The organism is Nocardia sp. NPDC049149 (assembly GCF_043197455.1).
Taxonomy (GTDB): Bacteria; Actinomycetota; Actinomycetes; order Mycobacteriales; family Mycobacteriaceae; genus Nocardia.
In genome coordinates this window covers 952,313-978,363 of record NZ_JBICTD010000002.1, presented here as the reverse complement: position 1 = coordinate 978,363, position 26,051 = coordinate 952,313, and the positions used below count along the sequence as shown (strand labels likewise).

The following is a 26,051-nucleotide window of genomic DNA, read 5'->3' as shown; positions in this document are numbered from 1 at the left end:
GTGCCGGGCACGTAGGACAGCTCGACAGAATTACCTGAGGTGAGGAGAACGTGTGGCGATCCGCAAGCCGGACGGCGCGACAGGGCAGGCGGCTGCTCGATGGGGCGGTCTGTTCCGCACCAAATCCGTCGAACAGTCGATCAAGGACACCGACGAACCGGATTCGAAGCTCCGCAAGGACCTGACCGCCTGGGACCTCACCGTCTTCGGCGTCGCGGTGGTGATCGGTGCGGGCATTTTCACCCTCACCGCGCGCACCGCGGGCAACGTCGCGGGGCCGTCGGTGTCGCTCGCGTTCGTCTTCGCCGCGATCGCCTGCGGACTGACGGCGCTGTGCTACGCCGAATTCGCGTCGACGGTGCCGGTGGCGGGCAGCGCGTACACGTTCTCCTACGCCACCTTCGGTGAGCTCGTCGCCTGGATCATCGGCTGGGACCTGATCCTGGAATTCGCGCTCGCCACCTCGGTGGTCGCCAAGGGCTGGTCCCAGTACCTCGGCGAGGTGATGGGCACGACCCCGGTGGTGCACCTCGGTTCGCTGAGCTTCGACTGGGGCGCGGTGCTGCTCATCGCGATCCTCGGCCTGCTGCTCGCCACCGGCACCAAGGTGTCCTCGCGGGTGTCCGCGGTCGCGGTGGCGATCAAGTTGAGCGTGATCGCGCTGGTGCTGATCGTCGGCGTCACCTACTTCAAGTCGGAGAACCTCACGCCCTACATTCCGCCGTCGCAGCCAGGCGCCGAGGGCGAAGGGCTGCGGCAGTCGCTGTTCTCCTTCCTGACCGGTGCTGGCCACAGCAGCTTCGGCTGGTACGGCCTGCTCGCCGCGGCCAGCCTGGTGTTCTTCGCGTTCATCGGTTTCGACGTCGTCGCGACCACTGCGGAGGAGACCAAGAACCCGCAGAAGGCGGTGCCGCGCGGCATTCTCGGCTCGCTGCTGATCGTGACGATCCTGTACGTCGCGGTGTCGCTCGTGCTCACCGGCATGGTGCCCTACACCGAGCTGTCCGGTGGAAACGCCACTCTGGCAACGGCCTTCGCCATCCACGGCGACACCTGGGTGAAGAACATCATCTCCATCGGCGCGCTCGCCGGGCTCACCACCGTCGTCATGGTGATGTTCCTCGGCCAGACCAGGGTCCTGTTCGCGATGTCGCGCGACGGGCTGATGCCGAGGAAGCTCGCGCACACCGGCAAGCACGGAACGCCGGTGCGCATCACCGTGATCGTCGGCATCGTCTGCGCGGTGCTCGCCGGGTTCGTCGACTTCGGCACGCTCGAGGAAATGGTCAACATCGGCACGCTGTTCGCGTTCGTGCTCGTCTCGATCGGCGTGCTGATCCTGCGCCGCACGCGTCCTGAGCTGCCGCGTGGCTTCCGTGTTCCGCTGGTGCCGGTGATTCCGGTGCTCGCGGTGCTCGCCTGCCTGTGGTTGATGCTGAACCTGTCCGTGGAGACCTGGCTGCGGTTCCTGGTCTGGATGGCGCTCGGTTTCGTCATCTACTTCGCGTACAGCCGTAGGCACTCGGTGCTTCGCAACACTCCCGTGGAATAGCTCGTGCGACGACGCCCCGCCGCCTGCGGTTGCCAGCGGCGGGGGCGTCGTTCGTCCGGCGGCGCGCGGTAGCGTGACACGGTGTCGCAGCGGGAACTCGTCGTCCTCGGTACCGCCAGCCAGGTACCGACCAAGCAGCGCAACCACAACGGGTATCTGCTGCGCTGGGACGCCGAAGGCGTGCTGTTCGATCCGGGCGAGGGGACGCAGCGGCAGATGACCTACGCCGGGGTATCGGCCACCGACATCACGCGCATCGCGATCACGCACTTCCACGGCGATCACAGCCTCGGGCTCGCCGGTGTGGTGCAGCGGATCAGCCTCGACAAGGTGCCGCACCCGATCGACGTGTGGTTCCCGGCGTCCGGAGCGCAGTTCTACGACCGACTTGTCAACGCCACCTCCTACTTTCACCAGGCCGAACTCCGTCCGCGCCCGATCGGCGAGCCCGGGGTCCTCGATGTCTCCGACGCGCCGTTCGCCGTGTCGGCCGTCCGTCTCTCGCATCTCATCGACACCTACGGCTATCGGCTCACCGAACCGTCCGGCCGTCGCATCCTCCCGGATCGCCTGCGCACCTTCGGGCTGAGCGGTCCGATCGTCAGCGAGCTGCAACGGCTCGGCAGTGTCGAAGTATCCGGCCGCACAGTCACACTCGACGAGGTCAGCGAACACCGCCCGGGCCAGAGCTTCGCCTTCGTCATGGACACCCGCCTCTGCGACGGCGTCTACGAGCTAGCCGTGAACGCCGACATGCTCGTGATCGAGGCCACCTTCCTTGACTCAGACGCCGGCCTCGCCGCCGAGTACGGTCACCTCACCGCAGGCCAAGCCGCCCGCGTCGCCGCCGAAGCAGGAGCGAGAACCCTTGTCCTCACCCACTTCTCCCAGCGCTACCGCGACCTGTCCGCGCATCGGGCCGAAGCCGAGAAGCACTTCTCCGGCGCGATCCACATCGCCGCCGACCTCGACCGAATCCCGCTGCCGCCCAGACGATAACCCCCGCTCACCGCAGGTTCCGGCCGCCGCCATTTGGTCATATGCCCGATTAATCCGGACTTTGGTACGACACGGTGCACAAGTTGAAAGGTCAGAATTCCGGTACACCCGTACGAGTCGGTACGCTGTCCCAGGCGCGCCCCCATAGCCCAATTGGCAGAGGCAGTGGACTTAAAATCCATTCAGTGTCGGTTCGAGTCCGACTGGGGGCACAAGATGGCTCTGACTCGGGCTCAGCTCGGGGTGGGTAGCGCTTCGAGCGGGATGCTGGAGCGGTCCGGTCGGTCGACAATCCGCGTCGCCCGGCCTTGCTGGATGGCGGTGAGGATCTCGGCCGCCCACTGTGCCGGATTGTGGTGTCCGAGAAGAGCGCTGAGTCGAGCCAGTCGTTTCCGGCGTTCCACGGCGGGCAGCGTCAGTGCGCGGTGCAGGGTGTCGACCAGGTCGGTGGGTGAGTTCGGTTCGGTGAGTAGGGCTCCCGCTGCCAACTGGTCGGCGGCTCCGGTGTGCCGCGAAAGCACGAGCACGCCGGAACCGCCCGTCGCGGTCTGGGCGGCGATGAATTCCTTCGAGGTCAGGTTCATGCCGTCCTGCAGTGAAGTCACCCAGAACACATCCGCGGCGAGGTAGTGGTCGATCACTTCGGGGAAACTCAGGAATCGCGGGACGTATTCGATGGGTTGCCACGCGCCGACGGCCCAGGCGCGGTTGAGCTCATCGATGCGTCGCTCAAGCACCTGTCGGGTCGCGTCGTAGGCGGTGATGCCCGGCTCGGGTGGCGGGCAGACCAGCCGGAATCGGAGCGCACCGCGCAGCTCGGGATAACGGAGGAGCAGCCCGGCGACGGCGTCGACCTTTTGCACCGGAGCCTTGATGTAGTCCAGGCGTTCGACTGAAAGCACAACGAGCCCAACGGTTTTTCGGCGACCGCGCGGTCTCGTTCGTGCCAGCTTCTCGATGGCCGCGCGGTCGATACCCAGTGGATGGACCCCCACCCGCGGTGGTTCGGCGAGGTCGGCGAGTGACCCGAGGAAGCGCTCGGCGAAGACGTCGGTGTGGAAGCCCGCCCAGTCCAGACAACCGAGCGCGGTGCGGATCTCGGCGGCGGGCGGCAGTGCCGCGAAGACATCCGGCTCCGGGAACGGTGTGTGGTGGAACAGGCCGATCCGTAGGTCGGGGCGTGTTTCGCGGAGTCGGGCCGGTACCAGCCACAGGTTGTAGTCGTGCAGCCAGACGGTCGCGCTCGGTGCGGCCCGGACGCTGATGTGGTCGGCGAAGCGGGTGTTGACCGCGCGATACGCGGCCCAGGCGGTGGGGTCGAAGCGCAGCCGATGCGGTTGGGACATCAGGACCGGCCACAGTGCTTCTTTGCAGGTCCTGTGAAAGTAGCCGCTCCACTCGGCCGAGCTCAGCGGGAGGAAGGCGAGGGGAAGGCCGGTGTTGTGCTCGTCGAGGTGCGCGACGGATTCGTTGGGCTCGATGACCACGCTCGTCGCCCACACACCCTGCAGATCCGCGGTGAACAGGTTGTTCAGGGTGGGCAGGATGCCGTTGGGACTCGTCGGCGTCCGCCAGCCCTCCGGAGTCCAGGTGACCGGTGCGCGGTGATATCCGACCACCAGGGGGTAGTCGGCTGCGACCCAGCCGAGTTCGTGCAGTGCCGCGAGGATGCCCGCGGCACCGGCCTGGTCCGGTCGATGCGCCGCTTCCGCCGCGGGTACCTCTGCCGCCAGGGCGCGTTCCGCGTTGCCGACGATCACGCCGTGTGCGCCGCGGCCGAACATCGAACGATCATTGCCGGAGTCGCCCGCGACCAGTATCGAATCCATCGGCCAGCTCTGGTCTTCGGCGAGCGCGACGAGTGCGTTTCCCTTGTTCGCGTGGCGGGGCAGCACGTCGAAGTAGGTGTTCGCCGAGTACTGCCATGAGCAGCCCAGTGCACCGACGGCGTCGATCAGTTCTCGCGTCAGCGCTGCGGGTGGCAGGTGGAACGAGCAGCGGCCGTGCTGGGAAACTTCCTGATAGCGCAGTGCCGGAAACTGATTCAAGGCAACGCGGACTCGGTCGGCGCCTGGCCAGCCCGCGCGTAATCCCGCCTCCAGCTCGGTGACGGGGGTCAGGTCTTCGCCGTCGATGATGCTAGCGCCGACATCGGCGATGATCCACCGCGGGTGCGGCACAAGAGGATCGCGCAGCACTTCACGGATCGACTCGATTCCGCGACCGGTCGCGAAGACTACCGTCACCTCAGGATGACGGGTCAGCGTGTTCCGCAGCCGTAGCCGATCGGCGGCGCTGCCGCCGAGCAGGGTGCCGTCCAGGTCGGTGACCAAGACCTTGCCACGACCGCTCGCAATGGTGCCGCACCATCGATTGCCGGGTGAACTGGCTTCCGGCTCAACTATTTTGGAACCCTCGCCGGTTGCCATCCACCCGATAATAGCAGGGGCACATCATCGAATCGGGAGAGACTTCAGACCAAGCGTGCGCGCGGCACTCGATCCAGCCACTGTGCGAGCTCCGTCAAGTCCGGTGCGGCACTGGATCCCAGCGCCGTGGTAGCCGCCGCGCCGCAGGCCACCGCGGTGGCCAGGCAGTCGGGCAGCGGGTGTCCGGCCAGGTGCGCGTGCAGGAAGCCCGCATTGAAGCAGTCACCCGCGGCGGTGGTGTCGACGACATCGACCGGGATTGCGTCGATCTCGCACCGTTGGCCCTGCCGGACTGCAATGGCGCCACCGCTGCCCCGCTTGACGACTACCGTATCCACCAGGCCCGCAAGGATATCGATGGCCGCGTCGAGGGTCGGCGCGCCGGTCAGTCGCTGTGCCTCGTCGGCGTTGGGTGCGAAAATGTCTACGGTAGTGAGGATCTCGCGCACCGTTGGCGTGTCGAGCGTGCACGGAACGTCCTGACAGTCCATGAACACCAAGGTGTCGAGCAGCTGGGCGACCTGGACGGCGGCCAGCACAGATTCGCCGTAGAGCAGCTGCGGCAGGATCACTAGTCGTGGCCGATGCTCCCGCAGCACCGCCGCGAGCGGGTACGGCGCGATCGGGTCCTGATAGCTCACCATCGCCCGATCCTCGGGCGAGGACAGTGCCGCAGTGACGCTGCGCACCGGCACAGTGTGGAACCGAAATCCGGTGTCGTCCAGTCCTTCTGCCCGCGCGGCCGCCAAGACCTGCGCACTGAACAGATCGGTGCCGAAGTCGGTTGACCAGACCACCTTGTGCCCCAGTCTTCGCATCGCCATCGCGGGCGTGAACGCTCCACCGGGCAGTAGTGCGAAGCCGCGAGCAAACACCTCGGTACCGGGCCGGACGGGCCGGGACAGGCCGTGAAAGACGAGATCGGCGTAGTAGGCGCCGACGACGAGCACCTCGCCACGGTGGCGGCGACTGTTGGATGAGGTAGCGGCATCGACCCGCCCCGCCGGGTCCGTTCCCATCCGGCGACACTAGCAAACGGCGCGGCTCCACCGCCGATTTCTCGAACGAGGGATTCATGCGCACCAGCTGGTCCGGCACTCGCCTGCCGGACATTATCTTTTGCGATTGTGTAGGGGCGTGGCAATTCTTGTCAGGTACGCGTTCGGCCACTAGCCAATGAATAGCTGTGACAACAGTTAACTCGGAGTAATTCGGCGCACGCCATCGTGTACGCACTCGAATATCAGGGAATTCACCCTGCGAGCTTCGAATTACTTATGTACTCATTGGAACTGCGAGCGCGATAGCTGTTGACGCCGGCGCGCAGCGCGGTGATCTTCGCTTGGACCGGGTTGCGTGGATTCCAGACGACGCCGAATGTGCACTCGGTGAGGTCCTCGACGTGGAGATAGTGGAGATCTGGTCGCGGATACAGGGTGGCCGTGACGGCAGGCACGAAGACGATCACGCCGCCGAGTGAGACCGTGGACAGCACGGACTGGAAGCTGGAGCCTTGGTGGGCGGCGAAGCGAACCGGGGTGCCGTCGGGGCGGGGGTTGGCCGCCCAGAAGTCGTGCCCGGCGCGGAAGGTCGGCGGCACCAAGCTGATAACCCGATGGTCGGCAAGATCCGCCAGGCATACGGAGGTGCGGCCGGCCAGTGGATCGTCGCTCGAGACGCACACCATCCGAGGTTCGATGCTCAGCGGTTCGCTGTGCAGGTGTTCCGGTACGGGCAGATGGGTGAAGGCCGCGTCGATCTCGCCGGACTCGAGCGCGGACAGCAGGTCGGTGAGCCGATCCAGCACCCGAACATCCGGGCCGGGAACGGGATTGGGGTCGGTGAGCGCGGCAATGACGCCGCGGGCGGGTGGCACTGCCGCGAAACTCTCGCAAACCCCCAGCCGCAGGCGTTCGCTGCCTGATGTCATGCGGCGCACGATGTTTCGGAGATAGTCGGCGGCATCGACGACATTCCTGGCCGCGACAAGCACTGCTTGACCCGCGGCGGTCAACTCGACGCGGCGGCTGGTCCGGTGGAACAGCTCGACGCCGAGTCGATCCTCCAGCGAGCGGATCTGCTGGCTCAGCGCAGGCTGGGTGAGATGCAGCTTGCTGGCGGCGCGCCCGAAGTGAAGTTCCTCGGCAAGCGTCAGCAGCAGTCGGAGCTGATGGGCGGTCGGATCGTCTATGCCGGCCAGCGGATTATGAGCTTGATCCATAGCCGATACATTATCAAACTGCGCCGAATTCTAATCGTTACTCCATTGTCTGGTCGCATGCACAACTGGCAAGCTGTTGAAGACTCGCCGCGCAGCAGCAGAGTCCGCTCCGCTAGATGAAGGCACGCCATCGCGACCATTCGATCGGCCATCCGCTAGCTCGGGGATTGCTGTGCGCCGGGTCGGTGTAGTTCGGTCGATGGGTAGTGGCAGAAGCAGCTATTTCCCAGTGTATTCGCCCGAGGGGAAATCGAGCTAGAAATTGGGGGTGATGCCGTGCCTATGGCCGATTTGGACAAGCCGTGGGTGCGCATGCGCACCGAAAACGATGAAGACACCTCGCTGAAAGGCTGGACTAACCAACCCGGGAACGCGGCGGCGTCGATCGCCGCGACGCGGACGGCGAGGAGCCGACGATGACCGTCAAAGTTGGGTTGGTGTGGGACGCAGCCGGACCCGTCGAGGCCGGGCGCGGTCTGTTGGAGTTCGCTCAGGTCCACGGGCTCGACGCCTTCATGGTTCTCGACCACCTGATCAACACTTTTCCGAGCCAAGCCTGGGATACCGACTTCACCTACTTGGCGTCCGCCCTGTCCACGCCGGACCAGTGCCTCGACTTCGCAACGGTGCTCGGCAGTTTCGCGCCGCATGCGGGTCCGGTGCAGCTCGTCGTCGGTGTCACCGACCCGCATCGCAGGCACCCTGCGGTGTTGACGCAAACGGCGCTCACGCTCGCGCAGTTCGCCGAACAGCCGCCAGTTCTCGGGATCGGGACGGGAGCGCTGGAAAACCTCCAGCCGTACGGAGTGCCGCACGATCATCAGGTCGACCGGGTCGAAGAGGCACTGCAGATCATGCGGATGCTGCTGGACGGTGCGGGCCCGCACGACTTCGAGGGCAACCACTTCACCCTGGATCAGGCACTGATGGGCCTGCGCGCCCCCGAAGGTCGAGAACCGCGACTGTGGGTCGGCGCCAACAGATCTCGGATGCTCACACTGACCGGCCGCTATGCGGATGGCTGGCTGCCATCGGAACTCGTGGCACCGGACGAGTACGCACGCAGGCTGAGTGTCGTCCGGAAGGCTGCGGTGGCGGCGGGCCGGGATCCGAGCGCGATCGTGGCTTCCGGCGGTGTGCCCATCGTGGTCGCCGAAACCGATGCGCAGGCCCATGAACTGTTGCAGGCCAACCCGATTCGTTTCCTTGCTCTGCATGCGGGCGCCGATGCGTGGGCACGGCGCGGTGCCGTGCATCCGTTCGGTGCCGAGTACCGGGGACTCACAGAACTGTTGCCCCATGCGCTGACTCGTCATGAAGTACAGCAGGCAATGGCCGCCGTTCCTGAACAGGTGGTGGCCGATCAGGTGCTTGTCGGAAGCAGGGAGACGGTGCTCGACCGGATAGGTGAGCTCGTCGAGGCAGGCATGGAACACCCGATGCTGATTCCGGCTTCCGCGTTGGCCTCTCCCGAAGCCGCGGCATTCACCCTCGAAACAGTGGCCTGGCTCGCTCGCGAACTCCGGGCGCCCGCACCGATTGGCGAAACAATCTCATGAGCAGTATTGGCATTGTCGGGACCGGGATTTCCGGGTTGCAGCTCGCATTGCGGCTGCAGCAACTGGGGATCGATGTCACCGTCTACTCCGCGCAGGATCCCGACCAGCTCGCATCCGGGCGGCCCCGCAATTTCCCAGCACGATTCGGCGCGACCCAGCAGCGCGAGGCGCAACTCGGCGTCTTCGACTGGGATTTCGCCGACGCACAAGTGCACAGGTGGGATGTGGCGATCCAAGCGGGCCCACACGAACTGACGTTCAGCGCGGATCTGCGGCCGCCGTCGAGCGTCGTCGACTTCCGCGTCTACCTGCCACACCTGTGCGCCAAGTTTGTCGAACGGGGCGGGAATGTCGTGGTCGGCGAACGGCCGATCACCGAGTTGGCCGCGCGGCACGACCTGATGGTTGTCGCCAATGGCGACCGCTCGATGCGGGAGCTGTTTGCGCGGGACGAGACCCGATCGGTGTTCGACGGTCCGCAGCGGATCCTCTGCAGCGGTTTGTATTTCGGGATCAGCGAGGAAACACCGCATTCGCTGGATCTGTTCCTGCTCGCCGGTGTCGGCGAGATCTTGCGGATGCCCTTCTACTCCCCGCAGGGGCGGGCCGACGTGCTGGCGTTCGAGGCCGTCCCCGGCGGACCACTCGAAGCGATCTCGCACGTCGACTCCGACGCCGATCCCGAGGCCTTCTATCGCGATGTGCTCAAGCTGCTCGGCGAATTCGCGCCTGGGCTGCGGGAACGCATTGATACGCAGGCGTTCTCACTCATCGGACCGGGCGAAGTTGCGCAAGGCGGCATCACCCCGGTGGTCCGCCAAGGGTGGGCAAGCCTGCCGGACGGCAAGTCCGCGCTCGCTATCGGCGATGCGTGGATCACAAACGATCCGCTGACCGCGCAGGGCGCGAATCTCGGCTCCTACACCGCATTCGAGCTCGCCGACTTGATCAGCAGAGCATCAGGTCCGTACGACGAGCGATTCTGCCGGGAAACATCCGAGCAGCTCTGGGCGCACGCACGCGACGTCGTCGACTGGAGCGCCGCATTCCTCGGGCCGCCGCCGCCCCATGTGGTCGGGCTGTTCGGGAAGGCGGCCGAGGACAAACGGGTCGCGGAAGCCTTCGTCAACAACTTCAACGACCCGGTCACTATGTGGCGCACCCTGTCCAGCCCAGGAGGAACCGAGTCGTTCCTCGCAGAGTTCAGCTACACCAGTCCTGCGTCAACGCCGTAGCACGGATCGGGTGGCGTTCGCCGATCCTTGCTCTGACAGAGAAGAGAATCATGCGGCTCAGTATTGCTTCACTTGCCTTGTGCGTCTTCGGAATTACGACCGGTGAGTTCGTTATCGCCGGCATTCTTCCGGATCTCGCGACCGATCTCGGTGTGTCGATCCCGGCTGCGGGTCTGCTGGTCACGGCGTACGCCATCGGAATGATCGTGGGCGGGCCGACGTTGACCGCGCTCACCACACGGTATCCGCGGAAACCCTTGATGGTGGTGCTGCTCGCCGTCGCCGTCGTCGGCAACCTCGTCTCGGCCCTCGCGCCGTCCTACGCAATCCTGTTCGTAGCCAGGGTGATTGCCGCGAGTATCACCTCGACGTTCTTCGCCAACGCGGTCGTCACCGCCATCGCGACGGCGCCGGAGGGCAAGCAGGCGTCGACGGTGTCGAAGCTGGTCTTCGGCATGAACGTGGCAATGATTCTCGGCGCCCCCCTCGGCACCTTCATCGGTTCCCATTACGGCTGGCGTGCCACCTTTGCGGCGATCGCAGTGGTGGGTGTGATCGGGTTGCTGCTCGTGCTGCAGCTGGTGCCCTCCGTGCCGAACTCGGGTGGGTCGGTCGCCAGTGAGCTGCGCGCATTCCGCAATCGCGACTTGCAATTGGCCCTTGCGGTGTACGCGGTCGCCAATGCGGGGATCTTGATGGTGTTCACCTACTTCGCACCACTGCTCACCGACGTCAGCGGGTTCTCCAGCGGCAGCATTGCGATATGGCTGCTGGTGTACGGCGTCGGCGCAACGGTCGGCAACCTCGTCGGCGGTCGACTGTGGGACCAGGCGAAGATGCCCTCACAGATCGGGCTGCTCACGCTGATGGCCGTCGCGCTCGCCGTCATGTGGGTGACGAGCAGCAGCACGGTGATCATCGGTGTACTGGTGTTCATCATCGGCGCACTCGGCTTTGCGGTGATACCGGGGATGCAGGCTCGCGTGCTCGGCATCGCCAGTGCGGCACCAACTCTCGCCCTGGCGGTCAACGCGTCGGCCTATCAGGTGGCGGCCGCGTTCGCGGGGTGGATGGGTGGCCAGGTCATCAATACCAGCGGGCTGCGGTCGATGTATCTGGTGGCAGCCGCGATCACGGTGGCAGGCATCGCGCTGAGTGGCCTGGCGTGGTATCGGGATCGTGTCGCTGTGGAAGCCGAGAGCGCGCAAGTGCCGGTGGCCGAGCCAGGGAAGGCAGAAACTCACTAGGCGCAATCGGGCCTGGTCAGCGTCGACACCGCCGAATAGCACTTCGGCGGTGTCGACTTTGGTGTTCAACAACAATATGGGCTCCGCTCGATTCGGGGGCTTGGTCGTCGACCAAGCCCCCGAAAGCATGTCATCGATACCACCGATGTTTGATCAGCACTTTCTGTCGAAACATTCGCGCCACGACCAAAAGGCGACAATGGCCTTTCCGTCCAGTGTTGTGATCGCCGTGAACATTACCCTCATGCCCATGGTATGGGGGTCTTGTGTATTCTGGGCACGCTATGCTTTCCCGGCTGCCATATTTCTGATTCGTTTGCCCTGGTCAGCCCATCCGTTGCGACGGCATATTCGCGAAATAGAATCGCGGAGAATTAGTTCTTTTATTTCACGGCGAGTTCGCTGAGCGTGAAACTCTACACCCGGTGTCCGAGACGGGTATATGACAAAGTTCAGTCGGTGAAACAGACTTGCAGGCTCAATTGAACAGAGTTACGATGATGATGTTCTTCGATTTGAGCGTGTAGAGATTGGGGGGCCGTTTTCTGGCCGCACGCCCGGGGGTTTAGATCGTCTCCCGTGCTTTAACGGCCAAGTCGTATATCGACATTCTTCGATGCATGCTGTTCGGGCGTATGCAGATAGCGGCGGCAAAGATTCCGCTAATAGGCAACGCGATACTTGATGGCCACCGCGGAAGGATCCGCAGTGTTCATAGTTACATTGTATGCAGCCGATTGCGCCGTGGATCCGATATTGAGCTCAACAATATGCGGTGACCAGGCGATCTTTCCAGCACAGGTGCTCGGACGGACTCGGGCGGTACGCCAAGAAGCGACCGCCAGCTTTCTGTGCCGGCCGTATGGGTCCGTGCCACCGTAAGTCATCGAAAGTAGTTATGAGCGTAACCGTCGGTAATAGTTCTGAATTTGTTCACAAGCCTATGTCGGAGTCGATAACACCTCCGCTTCCCCTGGCCGCCGAGGCAGTCGCCACAGACGTACTCCGCCTGGTCTTCGCCAGGCGTCGAAGCGCCGAACCGGACGCGGCCTGCGATGTCGGGCCCTGTGGCGAGTGTTTCGCGCCGCATCTGAAGAAGGTGATCGGGTTTGTCGAGGCGGGCAAGCCGGTGCACTTCGTGATTCCCGCCTTTCCGGCCAAGTCGCGCAATCGTCGCAAAACCCTTGGGCGACTGCCGGATATGGCTGAGACGTTGGCGATCGAGTCGCTGCAGGGATTCTGCGATCAGGTGTCAGCGGTGTATGCCCCTGGCGCGATCGTCACGATCTGCTCGGACGGTCACGTCTTCAGTGACTCGCTGGGCATTCCTGACCCGAACGTCGACGAGTATGCCGCTGAGCTGCGCCGGGTGATCCGGTCCACCGGCGGTGGCTCGATCGGCTTGTACGGGTTGCGTGATGCGATGCCGGGTCTGTCGTGGGATGCGCGGCGTGCTCGGCTGCTCGAGGAGTTCGCCACGAGCATCGAGGCGATTCGTGAGTCGGTGAAGACGGATCCGGCGATGCGGCGGATGTTCAACGGGATTCACCGGTTCATGGTGGAGGACAACACGGCACTGATGCCGGAGTTGAGCGCGACCCAGCGGCGGAATCGGTCGAAGGAGACCGCCTACGAAGTGGTCCAGCGCAGTCAGGCATGGAGCGGCCTGGTCGCCGGGGTGTTCCCCGACGCAGTGCGGCTGTCCATCCATCCGCAGACCCATCACAGCGGCAAGATCGGCTTCCACCTGCTGCGGACCCCGGACAACTGGCTGACCCCGTGGCACGGCGTCGTGCTCGACGACGGCACGAAGTACACGCTGATCAAACGCGCCGAGGCGGAAGACCTTGGCGCACGCCTGATCTGGCGCAACAGCCGGCCGAGCCATTTCGTACTCGCAACCCGAGGAACACTATGACCAACCGCGTCCATTCGTCCGTGCTCGACGGGACGGATCTCTCACCCTTTGCCCGTATTGTCACCGCGCCTGCCGCCGGGCAGACCCTCGCCGATCTGCCGATCGAAGATCTGCTCGCGACCGTGCTCGCCACCAAAGTGACGGTGCTGCGTGGTTACGGTCTGCTCGACAAGCCGGAGCTCGAGCAGTACTGCCGCGCCGCGGGGGAGCTGTTGAAGTGGGACTTCGGCACGATCCTCGACCTGGTGGTCCGGGACAACCCGCAGAACTATCTGTTCGACAAGGGTGACGTGCCGTTCCACTGGGACGGCGCGTTCGCGGCGCAGGTGCCGCGGTTCTTCCTGTTCCAGTGTGTACAAGGCAGTGCACAAGGTGCGGGCGGCGAGACCGTGTTCTCCGATACCACTGAGGTGTATCGCGAAGCGCCGCAAGAACTCAAGGATCTTTGGGCGCAGACGACGATCACCTATCGGACCGACAAGCTCGCCCACTATGGCGGACTGGCCAAGTGGCCGCTGCTCGGTACGCACCCGGCCACCGGTGAGACCACCATCCGCTACGCCGAACCGCTTGATCCCACAAAGTATCTCAACCCGCTGTTCCTCACCCTCGAGGGGATTTCACCCGAGGACGGCGTCCGGGTGATGGAGGACCTGCGCGAGCGGCTGCACGACCCGCGCTACTGCTACGCCCACCCCTGGGAGACCGGCGACATCGTCGTCGTCGAAAACCACGCGCTGCTACACGGACGCAACGGATTCAGCGGATCCGCCGAGCGCCACGTACAGCGCATCCAGATCGTCTGATCGTCTGCTCGTCGAAAGGTCTACTATGCCAACACCTGTCACCGAAATGGCTACCGAGTACGACGTCGTGATCATGGGCGGCGGCCCGGCCGGGTCGACCCTCGCCGCCATGCTGTGCCGCGACACCGATCTGCGGGTTGCCGTCTTCGATCGGGAAGTGTTCCCGCGTGAGCACATCGGGGAATCCGGCGCACACCCCCTGGTGCCGGTCCTGCAAGCCAGTGGAGCCCTGGAGAAGGTGCTCGCCAGCCAGTGCTGGATTCAGAAGTTCGGCGGAATCTTCCAGTGGGACAACGATCGACCGTTCGTTTCGCTCTTCGAGCACGCCGACTACCTGGTCGACGGGGTGAACCGCTGGTCGATTCACGTCAACCGGGAAGAGTTCGACACCGTTCTGCTCGATCACGCCGAGGACAGCGGCGCACATGTCTTCCAAGGGGTCCGGATCACCCAATTCGGGTACGGCGAAGGTCACGCGACCGTCGTACTGGAAGACGGCACCGCGATCCGCGCAGGCTATTTCATCGACGCGTCGGGCCGGGCGAATTCGGTGGCCGCGCGTGGATCGCAGCGGGACAAGCAGTGGCTCTCGGAATACCGCAACATCGCGGTGTGGTCGCACTTCCGCAACTGCATTCCGGCGCAGCAGATTCCGGGTGACTGGAATGTGTTCCGGGAGAAGAACCAGTCGCCCATCTACTGCACAGCCTTCGAGCACGGTTGGGTCTGGTACATCCCGACCCCACGGGACATCGATGGGGTGCGCGAGAACGTCTGGTCCATCGGCATCGTGACCAACCCGGACACGATATCGCGGGTGAACCTGCGTGATCCGGAGATCTTCGTCAAGGCACTGCACTCGATCCCGGTGCTGCGTGATCTGATCGTCGATGCGGAGCCGATTCGCCCGGAAATGCTGACGGCGACGAACTATTCGCGGATCAGTGACCATTTCGGGTCGTTCGATGAGCGTTGGCTCGCGGTCGGGGATGCCTCGTACTTCGTGGATCCGTTGTTCTCGTCCGGGATGTCGTTCGCGGTGACCCAGGCGTGGGCGGCGGCGCTGGTGTTGCGCAAGAGTTTCGATGCTTCGGTCGATGAGCAGACCAAGCGCGACCTGTGGCGCGACTACGACGTCGAATGGCGGGCCATGGCCGAGACATTCGCGCTCGGCATCGACCAGTGGTACCACGAGATCTCGCGCACCCATCCGACCAGTACGTACTGGCAGCGCGAAAATCGCACCGGCACATTGGAAAACGCCACCGAGGCCACCTTCCAGGCGTTGCTCAACACGGCGCTGGTCCCCGACCTGCTCAACGTGATGACCAACGGCAGCCGGGATCCACGCGATCTGGCCACCGAGGGGCCTTACCTGCAAGCTGTGAGTGCCGCCGACACCGTGGAACTCGCCGCGGCGGAACGGATTTCGCTGGCGCCACAGACCAGGATTCGCGCGAGCGTCGCCGCCGACATCCCCGGATTCAAGGGCATGTCACCACCATTCGAGATCCCGCAGGAAGCACGCGACGGACTCGCCCACTATTGGCTCGATCCGATCGCCAACACCGATTCGGCGCCGTCCCCGCTGGTCGATACGGTGCCGTGTCACCGCTTCTACTCCAGCGAGGACCCCGAGATCGAGGTGCGCTGCCTGGAACGCGATGGCGGACAGGCACTGTGGGACGCGCTCTCGAACGGTCCGGTGCTGTGGTCCGAGCTGGCGCCGACGCTGTCGGCGCTGCAGGGGCGGGCGATCAAGCGATTGCTCCGCGCGGGCCTCGTTGTCACCGAAACCAATGGTCAGAGCGGCGGTGCGCAGTGACCGCCCCGACCACCCCGATCCTGAGGAGAGTGCGATGAGCTCCGACTTGCTCACCACCATCGGTGCATTGGCGCCACAGCTGACCGGCGCTGCCGACAAGGCCGACACGGACCGCAGGCTGTCCGACGAGACCGTCGCTGCGATGCAGGCGGCGGGTGTGTTCCGGGTGTCGGCGCCCAAACGGTATGGCGGCGGGGAGGCTTCACTCCGCACCCACCTCGAGGTGGCCTCTGCCGTTGCCGCGATGGACGGCAGCGTCGGCTGGCTGACCGGGCTGTGGAACGGCAACAACTGGTGCGTAGCCCATTTTCCGGAACAGGCGCAGGACGATGTGTGGGGCAGTTCGCCCGATACCTTGATCAGCGGCACCCTGAAGCCCAGCGGCCCGGTCCGCCAGGTGCCCGGTGGCTACCGACTCAGTGGCGCATGGAGTTATGCCTCCGGGATCTGGCACGCGTCGTGGGCGATCGCGTCGGCGGTCCTCGAGGATGGTCCTGCGGCTTTCCTGGTGCCGCGTGAGGACTTCGAGATCGTCGACGAGTGGCACATGACGGGGATGCGGGCGACAGGCAGCAACCGTTTCGTGGTCGACGACGCCTTCGTGCCTGAGCATCGCGTCATGCGGCTCGGCCCGCTGGTGGCGGGTGCGAACGCTACCGACGCCGGCGCCGCTGCGGCGTTCCGCACCGCCATGGTGCCAACGCTGGTGTTGATGGTCGTCGGCCCGCAGCTCGGGCTCGGCCGCGCTGCCCTGTCCCACGTCATCGCCGGTGCGGGGAACAAGGGCATCGCCTTCACCAGCTTCGACCGCCAATCCGACTCTGTCGCTTTCCAGCTGCAGATTGCTGAGGCGGCCACCGCATTGGACACCGCCGAACTGCATGCCTACCGTGCCGCTGATGCCATGGACGTGCACGCCGCCGAGGCCGTCTATCCTGACGAGCTGCTCCGTGCTCGCTACCGTGCCGACGCCGCGGTAGCCGCACGCAGCGTGAACCGTGCGCTGGAAGTCCTGATGACCGCACACGGTTCGAGCGGCTTCGCCGATGCCAGTCCGCTCCAACGCATTTGGCGTGATGCCAGCGTGGCCGCCCGCCACGGCATGCTCATCCCGCAGGTCAACCTGGAGATCTACGGCGCGGCGCTGGTCGGCGCAAAGAACACGGTGAGCCCCTTCGCCTGATTGTGGAAATTCGAATGGCCCCGCGAGCCAAGTCAATTCGCCCAAAGGGGCCATTCGGATCCACCGACCTCGCTGCGGTCAGCCCCACCACTCGCCGGTGGGGACGCCGTGGGAGGTGGGGGTGCCTGGTTCGTTGGCGCTGGTGACGATGACGGTGTTGCCGCCGAGACGTTTTGCCACGTACATGGCGTCGTCGGAGAGTTGGAGTAGGTGTCTGCCCGCTGGTTCGGTGCATTGGGGGTCCATCCGGGTGCCGTCCCAGAGGGCGACGCCGACGCTTGCGGTGACCTCGACGGGGAGATTCGGCATGGTCGCGATGGCGGCGCGGAGGCGTTCGCCGATCTCGTCGGCGGGGTCGAGCAGGTGACCGACGAGCGCGAACTCCTCACCGCCGGTGCGGGCGACGAGGGCATCGGGGTCGACGGTCGCGCGTAGGCGTTGCGCGGTGGACACGAGGACGTCGTCACCGACCGCGTGCCCGAAGGTGTCGTTGACGGTCTTGAAGCGGTCGAGATCCACTGTCGCGAAATAGCATGCCCGCGTTTCGCGCCGCCGAGAGAAGCGGCGGCGCGAATCCGAGCAGTCGACGTGGCGTTGCATGTGGTAGTCAAGGCCGCGCCGATTCATCAGGCCGGTCAGCGGATCGGTCAGGGCGTCGCGGCGCAATACCCAATGGCAGAACTGCACGATCGGCAGCACGAAAATATCGACGACAAACGACACGAGCACCACAACGACACCGAGCGCGACATCGCCGGCCCCGTGCCCGTTGCCGAGCACCATCATCAGCGACAACACCACGATCGACAGCAGTGACCAGCCGACGTGCCACAGCAGAAACCGCGGCCCGTGGAAAATGGTCACATAACCCCCGGTGACCACGAGCAGCGCACTGCCCATCGCGCCGAGCAGCCGGTCCTGCACCATGACGTTGTTGGCGGTGATGGCGATATCGACCATGGCGATCAGCACCAGTGATTCGGCTTCGCCAGGCCACGGCAGCAACCACCAGCGCAGCGTCCACAGCACCGCGGTCGTGGCGACGATGCCGCCCTGGATCTCGCCGGCCGTTCCGTGCTGCCCGGCGGGGGAGCACAGCGCGACGATCGTGATCGCCAGCATGACGAGACCCGCGCAGCCGACCATGATCTTCAGCGGCCGCAAGGCCGAATGCGCCCCGATCGTGTCGACCAGCCAGCGATAGTCGATGCGCTCGCTCCACCAGGATCGGAGCACCGACCGACTATCGCCCACCAATTCACCGCCTCACACGGCAACCGCGCCCGATCGGGTTGCGCAGATTGTTGGAACGAGCACCGGCCATAGGCGCGGAGCGCAACCGACCCTACCAAGATTCTTCCATTTGGCAATACTTGTCTGGGGCAACCCCTACGCCGCCAACGTCATTCGCGAGAATTGTCCTTATATCCTGCCGTGCAATTCAATCGCAGTATTCGGCTCCGCTGTCTGCACACTGCTGAATAAGCGTTGCCGCAAGCCATTTCTCGTAATGATCGGACGACCAGCCGCTCCGGCGTACCAGGAGGTCGTACACCTCAGGACCGGACAGGGCATACACGGCGGTGGCGAAGGACTCGATGTCCGCGATCGGCGCGGGGGCCCCGGCCGCCGCGGCCTCGACGATCAACCGCATCCCGGCGGCCCGTTGCTGATGCGCCTCGCTGTACAGCTCCCGCAGCGCAGGCTCGGCGTCGGCGGCCGCCGCGAGCACGCGTTCGATGCCTGCCTCGCGGTCGCAGATGATGCGCATGTTCCGCGCGTGCAGCCGCAGCACCTCGTCTCGGTTCGTGGCTTCGAGCGCCTCGCGGAACCACGGTCGATCGAGCATCGGAATCGGTTCGTCGTCGCCGACGAGCCGCAGGTCCCGCAGCGATTTCAGGATCTCCACCTTGGATCCGCACGCAAGAAACACGGTCGCACGGGCGACGTTGGCCGCTCCGGCGATCGCGTCGACGGAGGTCGCCGCGTAGCCGCGCTCCAGAAACAGCGTCTCGGCCGCGTCGAGGATGTCGGACCGCGTCGCGGCCGCTTGGAGCTGACGACGAGTGGAGCGTTGTCTGGGTTTGACTTCGCCGGGCATAAGTCAACACTAGCCATATAGTGACTAGCATGGCAGTCTAGTCAAAAGACTGGCAGTCCGGAGGAGGCGGCGATGGATGCGCGAGAGATCATGGAGGGGGAATTCCAGATGCTCGCGACGGGCGACCTCGAGCTCGCCCGTCAGGTGATCGCACCGGATCACATCAACTACATGGCGGTCGACGAACCCCCGGCCTGTCGCGAAGTCGGCGTACCCGGCCTGATGGCCACCGGCGTCTGGCTGCGCACGGCCTTCTCCGGCCTGGGCTGGGACATCCTCGACTTCATCGAATCCGACGATCGTGCGTGTATCTTCGCCGAGATGTTCGGTGTGCACACCGGACCCTTCATCGTCTACCCACCCGGCGAAAAGCCCAAGGTGTTTCCGGCGACCGGGCGGGAAATCCGGGTGCGGCAGGCGCATTTCGCCACGTTCCGCGACGGAAAGACCACCAGCCACGTGGCCGTTCGCGACGACATGACGATGATGACCCAGCTCGGTTACCTGCCGCCCAATCCACGGTCGGCGCTTAGACTCGCCAAACACGCACTGCTCGGTTACAACAGGCGAGCGGTCAGCGAGGTCACCCGCGCGGCGGCCGAGGCCGCCCGCGACGCCGCCACGGTTGTCGGCGCACCGGTCCCGCAGTCACCAGGACCGCACTGACGTCGGCCCACGGCCTGCTCTCGGGCGGGCGCAACCCCGGGAATGCCCGGTGAGCATCGGACGGCCTTTCCGGACAAGAGGATTCGCAATGCCAGAGGACAAAGGAAACCGACATACTTCGCCCGAGGGCGGGCATCAGCTCACCGCGTCGCACCGTCGGCGCGCGGTAGGTTCGCCACGTCCCCTCGCGCCGGTGCGTGATTTCTACGGCAGGGAGCGGGAACTGGCGACGGTCGCGACGCTCCTGCTGGACGGCACTCGACTGATCACCCTGGTCGGCCCCGGCGGAATCGGCAAAACCTGTCTGGCCAACGAAGCTGTCCGGAAATACCAGAAGTCGCGCCGGGTGCCGGTCTACTGGGTGCGGTTGGCCCGATTGGCCAGAAACAGCGACGTACATGTCGTCGAGGAGGAGTTCGCCAGGGCCGTCGTCGATGCGGGCTGCTCCGGCCGATCCGCCTGGGATGCCCTGGTCGAGACGCTGAGTGACCCGGCGGGCGGCCGCGCCGGCCAGGCGATCCTGGTGGTGGACAACTGCGAGCACGTGCTGGCGGCGGCGGGCCAGGTGATCAACGATCTGCTGGTCGCGGTGCCGGGGTTGACGGTCCTTGCGACCAGTCGCGAGCCGATCAGCTGGTCCGATGAGCGAGTTCTCGAAGTCCCGCCGCTCGCGCAGGCGCAGGCGCTCGCGTTGTTCCGCCGTCGCGCCGAGCTGGCAGGCCACCTGATCGCCACGCACGAACAGATCCAGCACGCCACCTCGATTTGTACCCGGGTGCACAACAATCCGCTGTATATCCGGCTGGCCGCGGCGCGGCTGCACCGGCAGCCGTTGTCGATGCTGCTCGGCGAGCTGACCGGTGAATCGGGCGACCGCCGCCTGCGCTGGTCGGACGGGCCTCGGTTCGGCACCGAGGAACGACATCGCCGCATCGCCGATGTGATCGCCTGGTCGTACAACCTGTGCACCGCCAAGGAACGGCTGCTTTTCGAGCGGCTCGCGGTCTTCGCCGCGGGCAACGACACCCAGTCCGAGGACGCTGTCGGCGCCGAGCTCGAGAGCGGCGGCGCGGGCAGGGAGGCGATCGAGGCCGTGTGTGCCGACGAGCATGCCGACCGCGGCCCCGAAGTGCTGACCAGAGCCGAGATCGGCGAGCTCCTCGAACGGCTGGCCGACCAATCCCTGGTCTTGCGGCACCGCACGCGGACGGCGGTGCGCTATTCGCTGGTGGAGAGTTTCCGCGTCTTCGCGACCGAACGGATCCGCGAGCGGGCCTCGCGCAGCGCGCCCGACGAGTGGGCGCGGTTGGTCGCCAGGCACCGCCGCTATTACCGGGACAAAATCGTTGCGGCACAAGCTGAATGGTTCGGTCCCGCAGAGCAGGAGCTGCTGCGGTGGGCGCAGACCGCAAGGACCGATTTGCGGTGCGCCATCGACGAGAGCCTGCACACGCCCGAAGCCGCCGCTGAAGGCCTGCAGATCGCCATCGGCATCGTCACCCTTCGGCTGCCGATGCTGAACGGGTCGCTCGGCGAGGCACGCACCATGATCGAGCGGACGGCGGCGCATACCAGGCCGGGATCCGCGCTGCACATCGAAGCAAAAGCGTTGATGGCCTGGCTCAGTTTGATGTGCGGCGGATACCAGGATGCCGAGCGACTACTCGATGAGTGCGTCGCGTTGTGTCTGCCCGACCCGGCGGCGTGTGCGGACTGGCGCGCGTGCCCCGAACGCGATCACGGCCTGCCCGCGCGGGTGGAATTCGTGCGCGGCGCCGAGTTGTTCCTGGTGCAGCATGACCCCAGAGCGCTGCTTGTCCTGCGCCGCGCGCGGGAAAAGTTCACCGCGGCAGGCGATCTCAGTGGCGCGGCGACCAGCGAGCAGGCCGAGGCGCTGGCGGCCGGGATGCTCGGCACGCCTGAGCAAGCGCTCGAAACCGCCAACGCCTATCTCGAACGCGCCAGTAGGGCGGGGGCCAGGTGGGCGACGTCGTGGGCACAGTGCATTCTCGCGCTCGCGCTGACCAAGTACGGCGATCCGCACGAGGCGCTGGCGATGGGCAGCAAGGCGCTGCACGGTCATCTCGCCATCGGCGATCGCTGGGGAGCGCTGATGGGGGTTCGCATCCGGATGTCGGCGCTGGCCAGGTTGATCGAGGACGCCCGAACCGGGGGAGGGTCGGCACGCTCGCGGCAGCTGACCGAATGGGCGACCGACATCGCCCGGCTGTTCGGCGGCGCCGCCGAACAGCACAAACGGATTCCCGCCATGCAGGGCAACCTCGATCCCTTCGCGGCCAGCACCGAGGCGGCCGCCGCTGCCGCGCGAACGGTGTTGGGCGAGCGCGCTTTTGCCCTCGCCGCACACGAAGGCGCCGCGTTGCGGCCCGAGCTCGACGAGGTGACCAAGCTTGCGGTCGGCGACCTGCCACTCGATCGGTCGTCGACCAGACTCCGCACCCAGCACCATGCCGTCGCGCAGTGGCACGGGTTGACCGCGGCCGAGCAACAGGTCGCGGTGCTCGCGGCCGCGGGCTGGACCAACACCGCGATCGCGGCCAGGCGCGGCAGTTCGACCAAGACCGTTGACGCGCAAATGGCATCGATCTTCGACAAGCTGCTGATCAACTCCCGCGGCCACATCGCAGAACTGGTGCCGGTCGAGATGCGCCCGAAAGTCGCCGAGGAGTCGAACCGGCGCCCCAGGCGCGCCGACCGGGCGCGGCGCGCGCGTTACGCACGCACGGCACGGTAGTCACGCCAACCCCAATACCGCCTCGCGACCTGCGAGGCGGTATTGGCGTGTGCGCACCACTGCACTATCGAAGCCGAGCGCTGGCTTCGAGCTGCCCGCGATCAGGGGGGATATCTATCACCACCGGTGGTGATATCCCTACGTAGCCGCGTGGTTTACCGATGCCCCGGGTTTGCCTACAGGCTCAGTCTGATTGACGTGCGCTGAACGAGGCACCGGGCGGAGCGTCCCGAACCCATTCCGATTGCGGCCATTGCGGCGCGATCGTGACGCGAGGCTTGGCCCGACATCAGTACTTCGCCGCGTCGACTCGCGGTGCGAGCGATAGGAAATACATGTCTGTCCACAAGGCGGTAATTCTCGCAGCAGGAGTCGGCCGGCGGCTCAGCGGTGCGGTGCCCAAGGCGCTCACTCCGGTGAATGGGGTGCCAATCGTCCACCGAGCACTTGCGCGATTGGCCTCGGTCGGTGTCCGGGAGACCGTCCTGGTGGTCGGGCATCGGGCCGACGAGGTGCGCGCTGCGGTCGGTGTCGAATTCGCGGGAATGCAGGTGTCATACGTCCTGGCGGACCGCTATGACACGACGAACAACGCGTACTCGCTGTGGCTTGCCAGGCGGCACCTGACCGACGATGTCTTCGTCCTCGACGGCGACGTGGTGTTCGACGCCGAAGTCCTGACCCGCCTTGCTGATTCGCCGGAATCGGCGGCGTCGGCCGTCGCCGCATGGCAGCCGGGCATGAACGGCGCGGGCGTGATCGCGAAGCCCGACGGCCGCATCGACCGTTTCCTCACCGCATACGACAGCACCGAGGCGCCGCACGGCGCGCTCAAGACGATCAATGTGCATCTGCTCCGTGCGCAGTACCTGCGCGCCGAATTCGTTCCGGTGCTGGAAGAACTCATCGACCGCGGCCAGGAGAACGAATTCTACGAGTCCGTGCTCGCCGTCACCGCGGCAAACGGCACCGTCGGGGTGCACGCGGTCGACTGCACCGATCTGCGGTGGTGCGAGGTCGATGACACGAGCGATCTGATCGCGGCGGAGTATTCGTTCAGTGAAGCGGCGCAACGATTGTCGTTCCTCGAGCAGCTGCACGGCGGCTATTGGCGATTCGATGTCGCCGATCACTGTCTGATGATCAATCCGTACTTTCCGCCGAAACCATTGCTGCGCAGGCTTGCCGCCGACCTCGAGACGTCGCTGCTCAACTATCCACTCGGTCAGGCCCCCCTGCGGCAGCTCCTTACGGCGGCAACCGGCACCCCCGAGCATCAGCTGGTGGTCGCCAACGGCGCTTCCGAGCTGATCACCGTGCTCGGCAGGTTGCTCGACGACGTGGTGCTGATTGTGCCGGGGTTCAACGAATACGAGGCCGTGTTCGCCCGCAAGCGACGGCATCGCGTCGAGCTCGCGCCGCCGGACTTCGCGTTCGAGGTGGATCGCTGCGTCGACACCGCCGTGCGGGCGCAGGCGAAGGCGGTGATCCTGACGTCACCGAATAATCCGACCTCCCGGGCGATTCCGAAGGAAGACCTGCTCCTGCTCGCCAAACAATTGGCCGACCACGAGATGCGGCTGCTGGTCGACGAGTCGTTCATCGAGTTCTGTCCGCTGGAATCCACCGTGCAGACCGAGCTCGACACCCACCCGAATCTGACGGTGATCAAGAGCATGAGCAAGGCTTACGGCGTCGGCGGCCTGCGATTGGGGTACCTGGCCACCGCGGATACCGAGCTCCGCGATCTGGTGCGCGCGGAATTGCCGGTGTGGAACATCAACGGCCTTGCCGAGGAATTCCTGCGCAGGCTGCCCGGATTCGCCACGGAGTATCGGGCGAGTCTGGAGCGGGTGCGATGCGACCGCGACGAGTTCTATCGCGAGCTCTGCGCGGTGCCCGGTCTCACCGTCATCGAGCCGGATGCGAACTTCATTCTGGTCCGCCTACCCAACGGATGGCACGCCCGCGAGGTCGCCGAAGCGATGCTGAGCCGGTTCGGCATCCTGGTCAAGGATTGCTCGGGCAAATCCATGCCGGATGCCGATCGCTACGTGCGCATCTCCTGCCGAACCGCTCCGGAAAACCACCGGGTGGCAACGTCTTTGGCAGCGGTGCTGGCCACGGCGACCGCCGGACTCGATGCGGCAGTTGGTTTTTGACATGGACGTGCCACACACCAGGCAGGACATCATCGACCGGCTCTACCATGCGGGGGCCGTCACGCACGCCCTCTTCGCTGCGCTCGGCATTCGCTACACGATGCTCGGCGGCACGCTGCTCGGCGCCTTCCGGCACGGCGGTCTGATCCCATGGGATGACGACATCGACTTGGCCATGCGCATCGAGGACGTCGAAATGCTCACGGGGCCAGGCTCGTATCTGTTGGCCGAGCGCGGATTCGCGGTCGCGGACTCCGGGCACTTCCTCAAGATCTTCGCGCTCGACAGCCCGCTGGAGACGCTCGGTGACCCCTTCGACACCGTGCCGTTCCGTTATCCGTTCGTGCACCTGTTTCCCATGGCCACGATCGACGACAAGATGGTCTACCACACCGCGGCGGCCCGCTTCCGCTGGCCGCACGACTATTTCGAACCGGCTGAATTCGATCGGCTGGAGCGCAGGAACTTCGGTCCGCTGCGCCTGTCCTGCGTGCCGGACGAGGCCGCCCGACGGTATCTGGACAACCTCTACGGCGCCGACTGGTGCACCCGAGTCCAGGTGCACGAACCGCACGGCACGAACGGACACACCATGTGGAACGCGCCAGTCGGCGTGTTCGCCCCGGCCATGCCCAGCTCGAAGGAAGGTTACTGATGAACCCATCGTCCACCTGGAAGCAGGTCTGGGACAACCGAACTCTTGATCGGACGGCCGGGTCCACCCTGGCTCAGCTGATGGCGGCCGACGGTCTCGACAGCGCGTTCAGCCGGCTCGGGACGGTGGCCTGGACCGACTTCGTCGGCGAGGTCGTCGCACGGGTCGCCATCACACCCGACCGCTCTGTCTTCGAAGTCGGTTGTGGTGCAGGGGCATTCCTGTACGGACTCGATCAGATGGGCTGCCGGGTCGGCGGCATCGACCAGTCGGCCGCCCTGGTCGACATCGCACGCGACGCGTTGCCCCGTGGCGAATTCGCGGTCGCCGACGCGGCGGACATCGAGCCGGAGCCGCAGGCCGACATCGTCATCTCGTGCGGCGTGTTCCTGTATTTTCCCTCGCTCGACTATGCACGCACCGTGATCGCGGCGATGGCCGCGAAGGCGCGGCACGGCGTCGCCATTCTCGACGTGCCCGATGTGGCCAAAGCCGATGCTGCACAGCAGTTCCGGATCGAGGCAGCTGGTGGGGAGGAGGCATACGCCGACCGCTACCGAGGACTGGAGCACATGTACTACGAGCGGGGGTGGATGCGCCGAGAACTTGCCGCGGCCGGTTTGACGAATATCGCCATCGTCGACCAGCACATCGAGGGCTACGGCAACGCACCATTCCGATTCAACGCCTTCGCCTTTCGGCAACCGCCTGGCCCTTCGACGGATTCCGCGGCGTAAG

Annotated in this window: 19 protein-coding genes and 1 tRNA gene; 15 read left to right on the top strand and 5 right to left on the bottom strand. The window is 65.4% G+C overall.

Annotated elements, in window-relative coordinates; translation table 11 throughout:
• The first annotated feature begins 52 nt into the window (after window positions 1–52).
• The 3 genes from ACGFNJ_RS10305 (at window position 53) to ACGFNJ_RS10295 (ending at window position 2,763) form a co-directional block, all read left to right on the top strand.
• Window positions 53–1,552 (top strand): amino acid permease, encoded by a 1,500-nt coding sequence (locus ACGFNJ_RS10305; protein ID WP_393445654.1) that lies wholly within the window; start codon window positions 53–55, stop codon window positions 1,550–1,552.
• Between the two features lie 81 nt (window positions 1,553–1,633).
• Window positions 1,634–2,551 carry a ribonuclease Z gene (locus ACGFNJ_RS10300; protein WP_393445652.1) on the top strand — a complete coding sequence of 306 codons (918 nt, stop codon included), beginning with the start codon at window positions 1,634–1,636 and terminating at the stop codon, window positions 2,549–2,551.
• A gap of 138 nt (window positions 2,552–2,689) precedes the next feature.
• Window positions 2,690–2,763 (top strand) — tRNA-Leu (locus ACGFNJ_RS10295).
• A 21-nt stretch (window positions 2,764–2,784) separates the two neighbouring features.
• Here ACGFNJ_RS10295 and ACGFNJ_RS10290 read toward each other — a convergent pair.
• The 3 genes from ACGFNJ_RS10290 to ACGFNJ_RS10280 all read right to left on the bottom strand — a co-directional run bounded on the left by ACGFNJ_RS10290 (window position 2,785) and on the right by ACGFNJ_RS10280 (window position 7,201).
• Window positions 2,785–4,980 (bottom strand): HAD-IIB family hydrolase, encoded by a 2,196-nt coding sequence (locus ACGFNJ_RS10290; protein ID WP_393445650.1) that lies wholly within the window; start codon window positions 4,978–4,980, stop codon window positions 2,785–2,787.
• 44 nt (window positions 4,981–5,024) lie between these two features.
• On the bottom strand, window positions 5,025–5,999 hold the full coding sequence (locus tag ACGFNJ_RS10285) for a carbohydrate kinase family protein (RefSeq protein WP_393445648.1): 975 nt from the start codon (window positions 5,997–5,999) through the stop codon (window positions 5,025–5,027).
• A gap of 233 nt (window positions 6,000–6,232) precedes the next feature.
• Window positions 6,233–7,201 carry a LysR family transcriptional regulator gene (locus ACGFNJ_RS10280; protein WP_393445646.1) on the bottom strand — a complete coding sequence of 323 codons (969 nt, stop codon included), beginning with the start codon at window positions 7,199–7,201 and terminating at the stop codon, window positions 6,233–6,235.
• A 416-nt stretch (window positions 7,202–7,617) separates the two neighbouring features.
• On the opposite strand from ACGFNJ_RS10280, the gene ACGFNJ_RS10275 reads away from it, so the two are divergent.
• The 7 genes from ACGFNJ_RS10275 to ACGFNJ_RS10245 all read left to right on the top strand — a co-directional run bounded on the left by ACGFNJ_RS10275 (window position 7,618) and on the right by ACGFNJ_RS10245 (window position 16,974).
• Entirely contained in the window at window positions 7,618–8,760 is a 1,143-nt protein-coding gene (locus ACGFNJ_RS10275; RefSeq protein ID WP_393445644.1) for an LLM class flavin-dependent oxidoreductase, read from the top strand.
• Complete coding sequence (locus ACGFNJ_RS10270) at window positions 8,757–9,995, top strand: styrene monooxygenase/indole monooxygenase family protein (RefSeq protein WP_393445642.1); 1,239 nt, start codon at window positions 8,757–8,759, stop codon at window positions 9,993–9,995. The genes ACGFNJ_RS10275 and ACGFNJ_RS10270 overlap by 4 nt, the downstream gene beginning before the upstream one ends.
• Before the next feature lie 50 nt (window positions 9,996–10,045).
• Window positions 10,046–11,242 (top strand): MFS transporter, encoded by a 1,197-nt coding sequence (locus tag ACGFNJ_RS10265; protein WP_393445640.1) that lies wholly within the window; start codon window positions 10,046–10,048, stop codon window positions 11,240–11,242.
• A 943-nt stretch (window positions 11,243–12,185) separates the two neighbouring features.
• A complete protein-coding gene (locus ACGFNJ_RS10260; RefSeq protein ID WP_393445638.1) occupies window positions 12,186–13,160 on the top strand; it encodes an L-tyrosine/L-tryptophan isonitrile synthase family protein in 975 nt (324 codons plus the stop codon).
• Window positions 13,157–13,966 (top strand): TauD/TfdA dioxygenase family protein, encoded by an 810-nt coding sequence (locus ACGFNJ_RS10255; RefSeq protein ID WP_393445636.1) that lies wholly within the window; start codon window positions 13,157–13,159, stop codon window positions 13,964–13,966. Before ACGFNJ_RS10260 ends, ACGFNJ_RS10255 begins: the two co-directional genes overlap by 4 nt.
• A gap of 25 nt (window positions 13,967–13,991) precedes the next feature.
• A complete protein-coding gene (locus tag ACGFNJ_RS10250) occupies window positions 13,992–15,791 on the top strand; it encodes an NAD(P)/FAD-dependent oxidoreductase (protein WP_393445634.1) in 1,800 nt (599 codons plus the stop codon).
• Between the two features lie 34 nt (window positions 15,792–15,825).
• Complete coding sequence (locus ACGFNJ_RS10245; RefSeq protein WP_393445632.1) at window positions 15,826–16,974, top strand: acyl-CoA dehydrogenase family protein; 1,149 nt, start codon at window positions 15,826–15,828, stop codon at window positions 16,972–16,974.
• Window positions 16,975–17,052: 78 nt separating this feature from the next.
• Here ACGFNJ_RS10245 and ACGFNJ_RS10240 read toward each other — a convergent pair whose 3' ends face one another.
• Both ACGFNJ_RS10240 and ACGFNJ_RS10235 read right to left on the bottom strand, forming a co-directional pair.
• Window positions 17,053–18,210 carry a GGDEF domain-containing protein gene (locus tag ACGFNJ_RS10240; protein WP_393445630.1) on the bottom strand — a complete coding sequence of 386 codons (1,158 nt, stop codon included), beginning with the start codon at window positions 18,208–18,210 and terminating at the stop codon, window positions 17,053–17,055.
• A gap of 205 nt (window positions 18,211–18,415) precedes the next feature.
• Window positions 18,416–19,075, bottom strand: coding sequence for a TetR/AcrR family transcriptional regulator (locus tag ACGFNJ_RS10235; protein WP_393445628.1), 660 nt, complete (start codon window positions 19,073–19,075; stop codon window positions 18,416–18,418).
• A 72-nt stretch (window positions 19,076–19,147) separates the two neighbouring features.
• Between ACGFNJ_RS10235 and ACGFNJ_RS10230 the strand changes: the two genes are divergently transcribed.
• The 5 genes from ACGFNJ_RS10230 to ACGFNJ_RS10210 all read left to right on the top strand — a co-directional run bounded on the left by ACGFNJ_RS10230 (window position 19,148) and on the right by ACGFNJ_RS10210 (window position 26,050).
• Window positions 19,148–19,741: an ester cyclase gene (locus ACGFNJ_RS10230; RefSeq protein ID WP_393445626.1), complete on the top strand. Its 594-nt coding sequence runs from the start codon at window positions 19,148–19,150 to the stop codon at window positions 19,739–19,741.
• A gap of 88 nt (window positions 19,742–19,829) precedes the next feature.
• Complete coding sequence (locus tag ACGFNJ_RS10225) at window positions 19,830–22,496, top strand: LuxR C-terminal-related transcriptional regulator (protein WP_393445624.1); 2,667 nt, start codon at window positions 19,830–19,832, stop codon at window positions 22,494–22,496.
• A gap of 335 nt (window positions 22,497–22,831) precedes the next feature.
• Window positions 22,832–24,658, top strand: coding sequence for an aminotransferase class I/II-fold pyridoxal phosphate-dependent enzyme (locus tag ACGFNJ_RS10220; protein ID WP_393445622.1), 1,827 nt, complete (start codon window positions 22,832–22,834; stop codon window positions 24,656–24,658).
• A 1-nt stretch (window position 24,659) separates the two neighbouring features.
• Entirely contained in the window at window positions 24,660–25,313 is a 654-nt protein-coding gene (locus tag ACGFNJ_RS10215) for a LicD family protein (RefSeq protein WP_393445620.1), read from the top strand.
• Window positions 25,313–26,050 carry a class I SAM-dependent methyltransferase gene (locus ACGFNJ_RS10210; RefSeq protein ID WP_393445618.1) on the top strand — a complete coding sequence of 246 codons (738 nt, stop codon included), beginning with the start codon at window positions 25,313–25,315 and terminating at the stop codon, window positions 26,048–26,050. The genes ACGFNJ_RS10215 and ACGFNJ_RS10210 overlap by 1 nt, the downstream gene beginning before the upstream one ends.
• Window position 26,051: the final 1 nt, after the last annotated feature.

Excerpts from the sequence above, each read along its gene's own strand:
- ACGFNJ_RS10290 (WP_393445650.1), bottom strand. The coding sequence starts at position 4,980 with ATGGCAACCGGCGAGGGTTCCAAAATAGTTGAGCCGGAAGCCAGTTCA.
- ACGFNJ_RS10285 (WP_393445648.1), bottom strand. The coding sequence starts at position 5,999 with ATGGGAACGGACCCGGCGGGGCGGGTCGATGCCGCTACCTCATCCAAC.
- ACGFNJ_RS10280 (WP_393445646.1), bottom strand. The coding sequence starts at position 7,201 with ATGGATCAAGCTCATAATCCGCTGGCCGGCATAGACGATCCGACCGCC.
- ACGFNJ_RS10275 (WP_393445644.1), top strand. The coding sequence starts at position 7,618 with ATGACCGTCAAAGTTGGGTTGGTGTGGGACGCAGCCGGACCCGTCGAG.
- ACGFNJ_RS10270 (WP_393445642.1), top strand. The coding sequence starts at position 8,757 with ATGAGCAGTATTGGCATTGTCGGGACCGGGATTTCCGGGTTGCAGCTC.
- ACGFNJ_RS10265 (WP_393445640.1), top strand. The coding sequence starts at position 10,046 with ATGCGGCTCAGTATTGCTTCACTTGCCTTGTGCGTCTTCGGAATTACG.
- ACGFNJ_RS10260 (WP_393445638.1), top strand. The coding sequence starts at position 12,186 with ATGTCGGAGTCGATAACACCTCCGCTTCCCCTGGCCGCCGAGGCAGTC.
- ACGFNJ_RS10255 (WP_393445636.1), top strand. The coding sequence starts at position 13,157 with ATGACCAACCGCGTCCATTCGTCCGTGCTCGACGGGACGGATCTCTCA.
- ACGFNJ_RS10250 (WP_393445634.1), top strand. The coding sequence starts at position 13,992 with ATGCCAACACCTGTCACCGAAATGGCTACCGAGTACGACGTCGTGATC.
- ACGFNJ_RS10245 (WP_393445632.1), top strand. The coding sequence starts at position 15,826 with ATGAGCTCCGACTTGCTCACCACCATCGGTGCATTGGCGCCACAGCTG.
- ACGFNJ_RS10235 (WP_393445628.1), bottom strand. The coding sequence starts at position 19,075 with ATGCCCGGCGAAGTCAAACCCAGACAACGCTCCACTCGTCGTCAGCTC.
- ACGFNJ_RS10230 (WP_393445626.1), top strand. The coding sequence starts at position 19,148 with ATGGATGCGCGAGAGATCATGGAGGGGGAATTCCAGATGCTCGCGACG.
- ACGFNJ_RS10225 (WP_393445624.1), top strand. The coding sequence starts at position 19,830 with ATGCCAGAGGACAAAGGAAACCGACATACTTCGCCCGAGGGCGGGCAT.
- ACGFNJ_RS10220 (WP_393445622.1), top strand. The coding sequence starts at position 22,832 with ATGTCTGTCCACAAGGCGGTAATTCTCGCAGCAGGAGTCGGCCGGCGG.
- ACGFNJ_RS10215 (WP_393445620.1), top strand. The coding sequence starts at position 24,660 with ATGGACGTGCCACACACCAGGCAGGACATCATCGACCGGCTCTACCAT.
- ACGFNJ_RS10210 (WP_393445618.1), top strand. The coding sequence starts at position 25,313 with ATGAACCCATCGTCCACCTGGAAGCAGGTCTGGGACAACCGAACTCTT.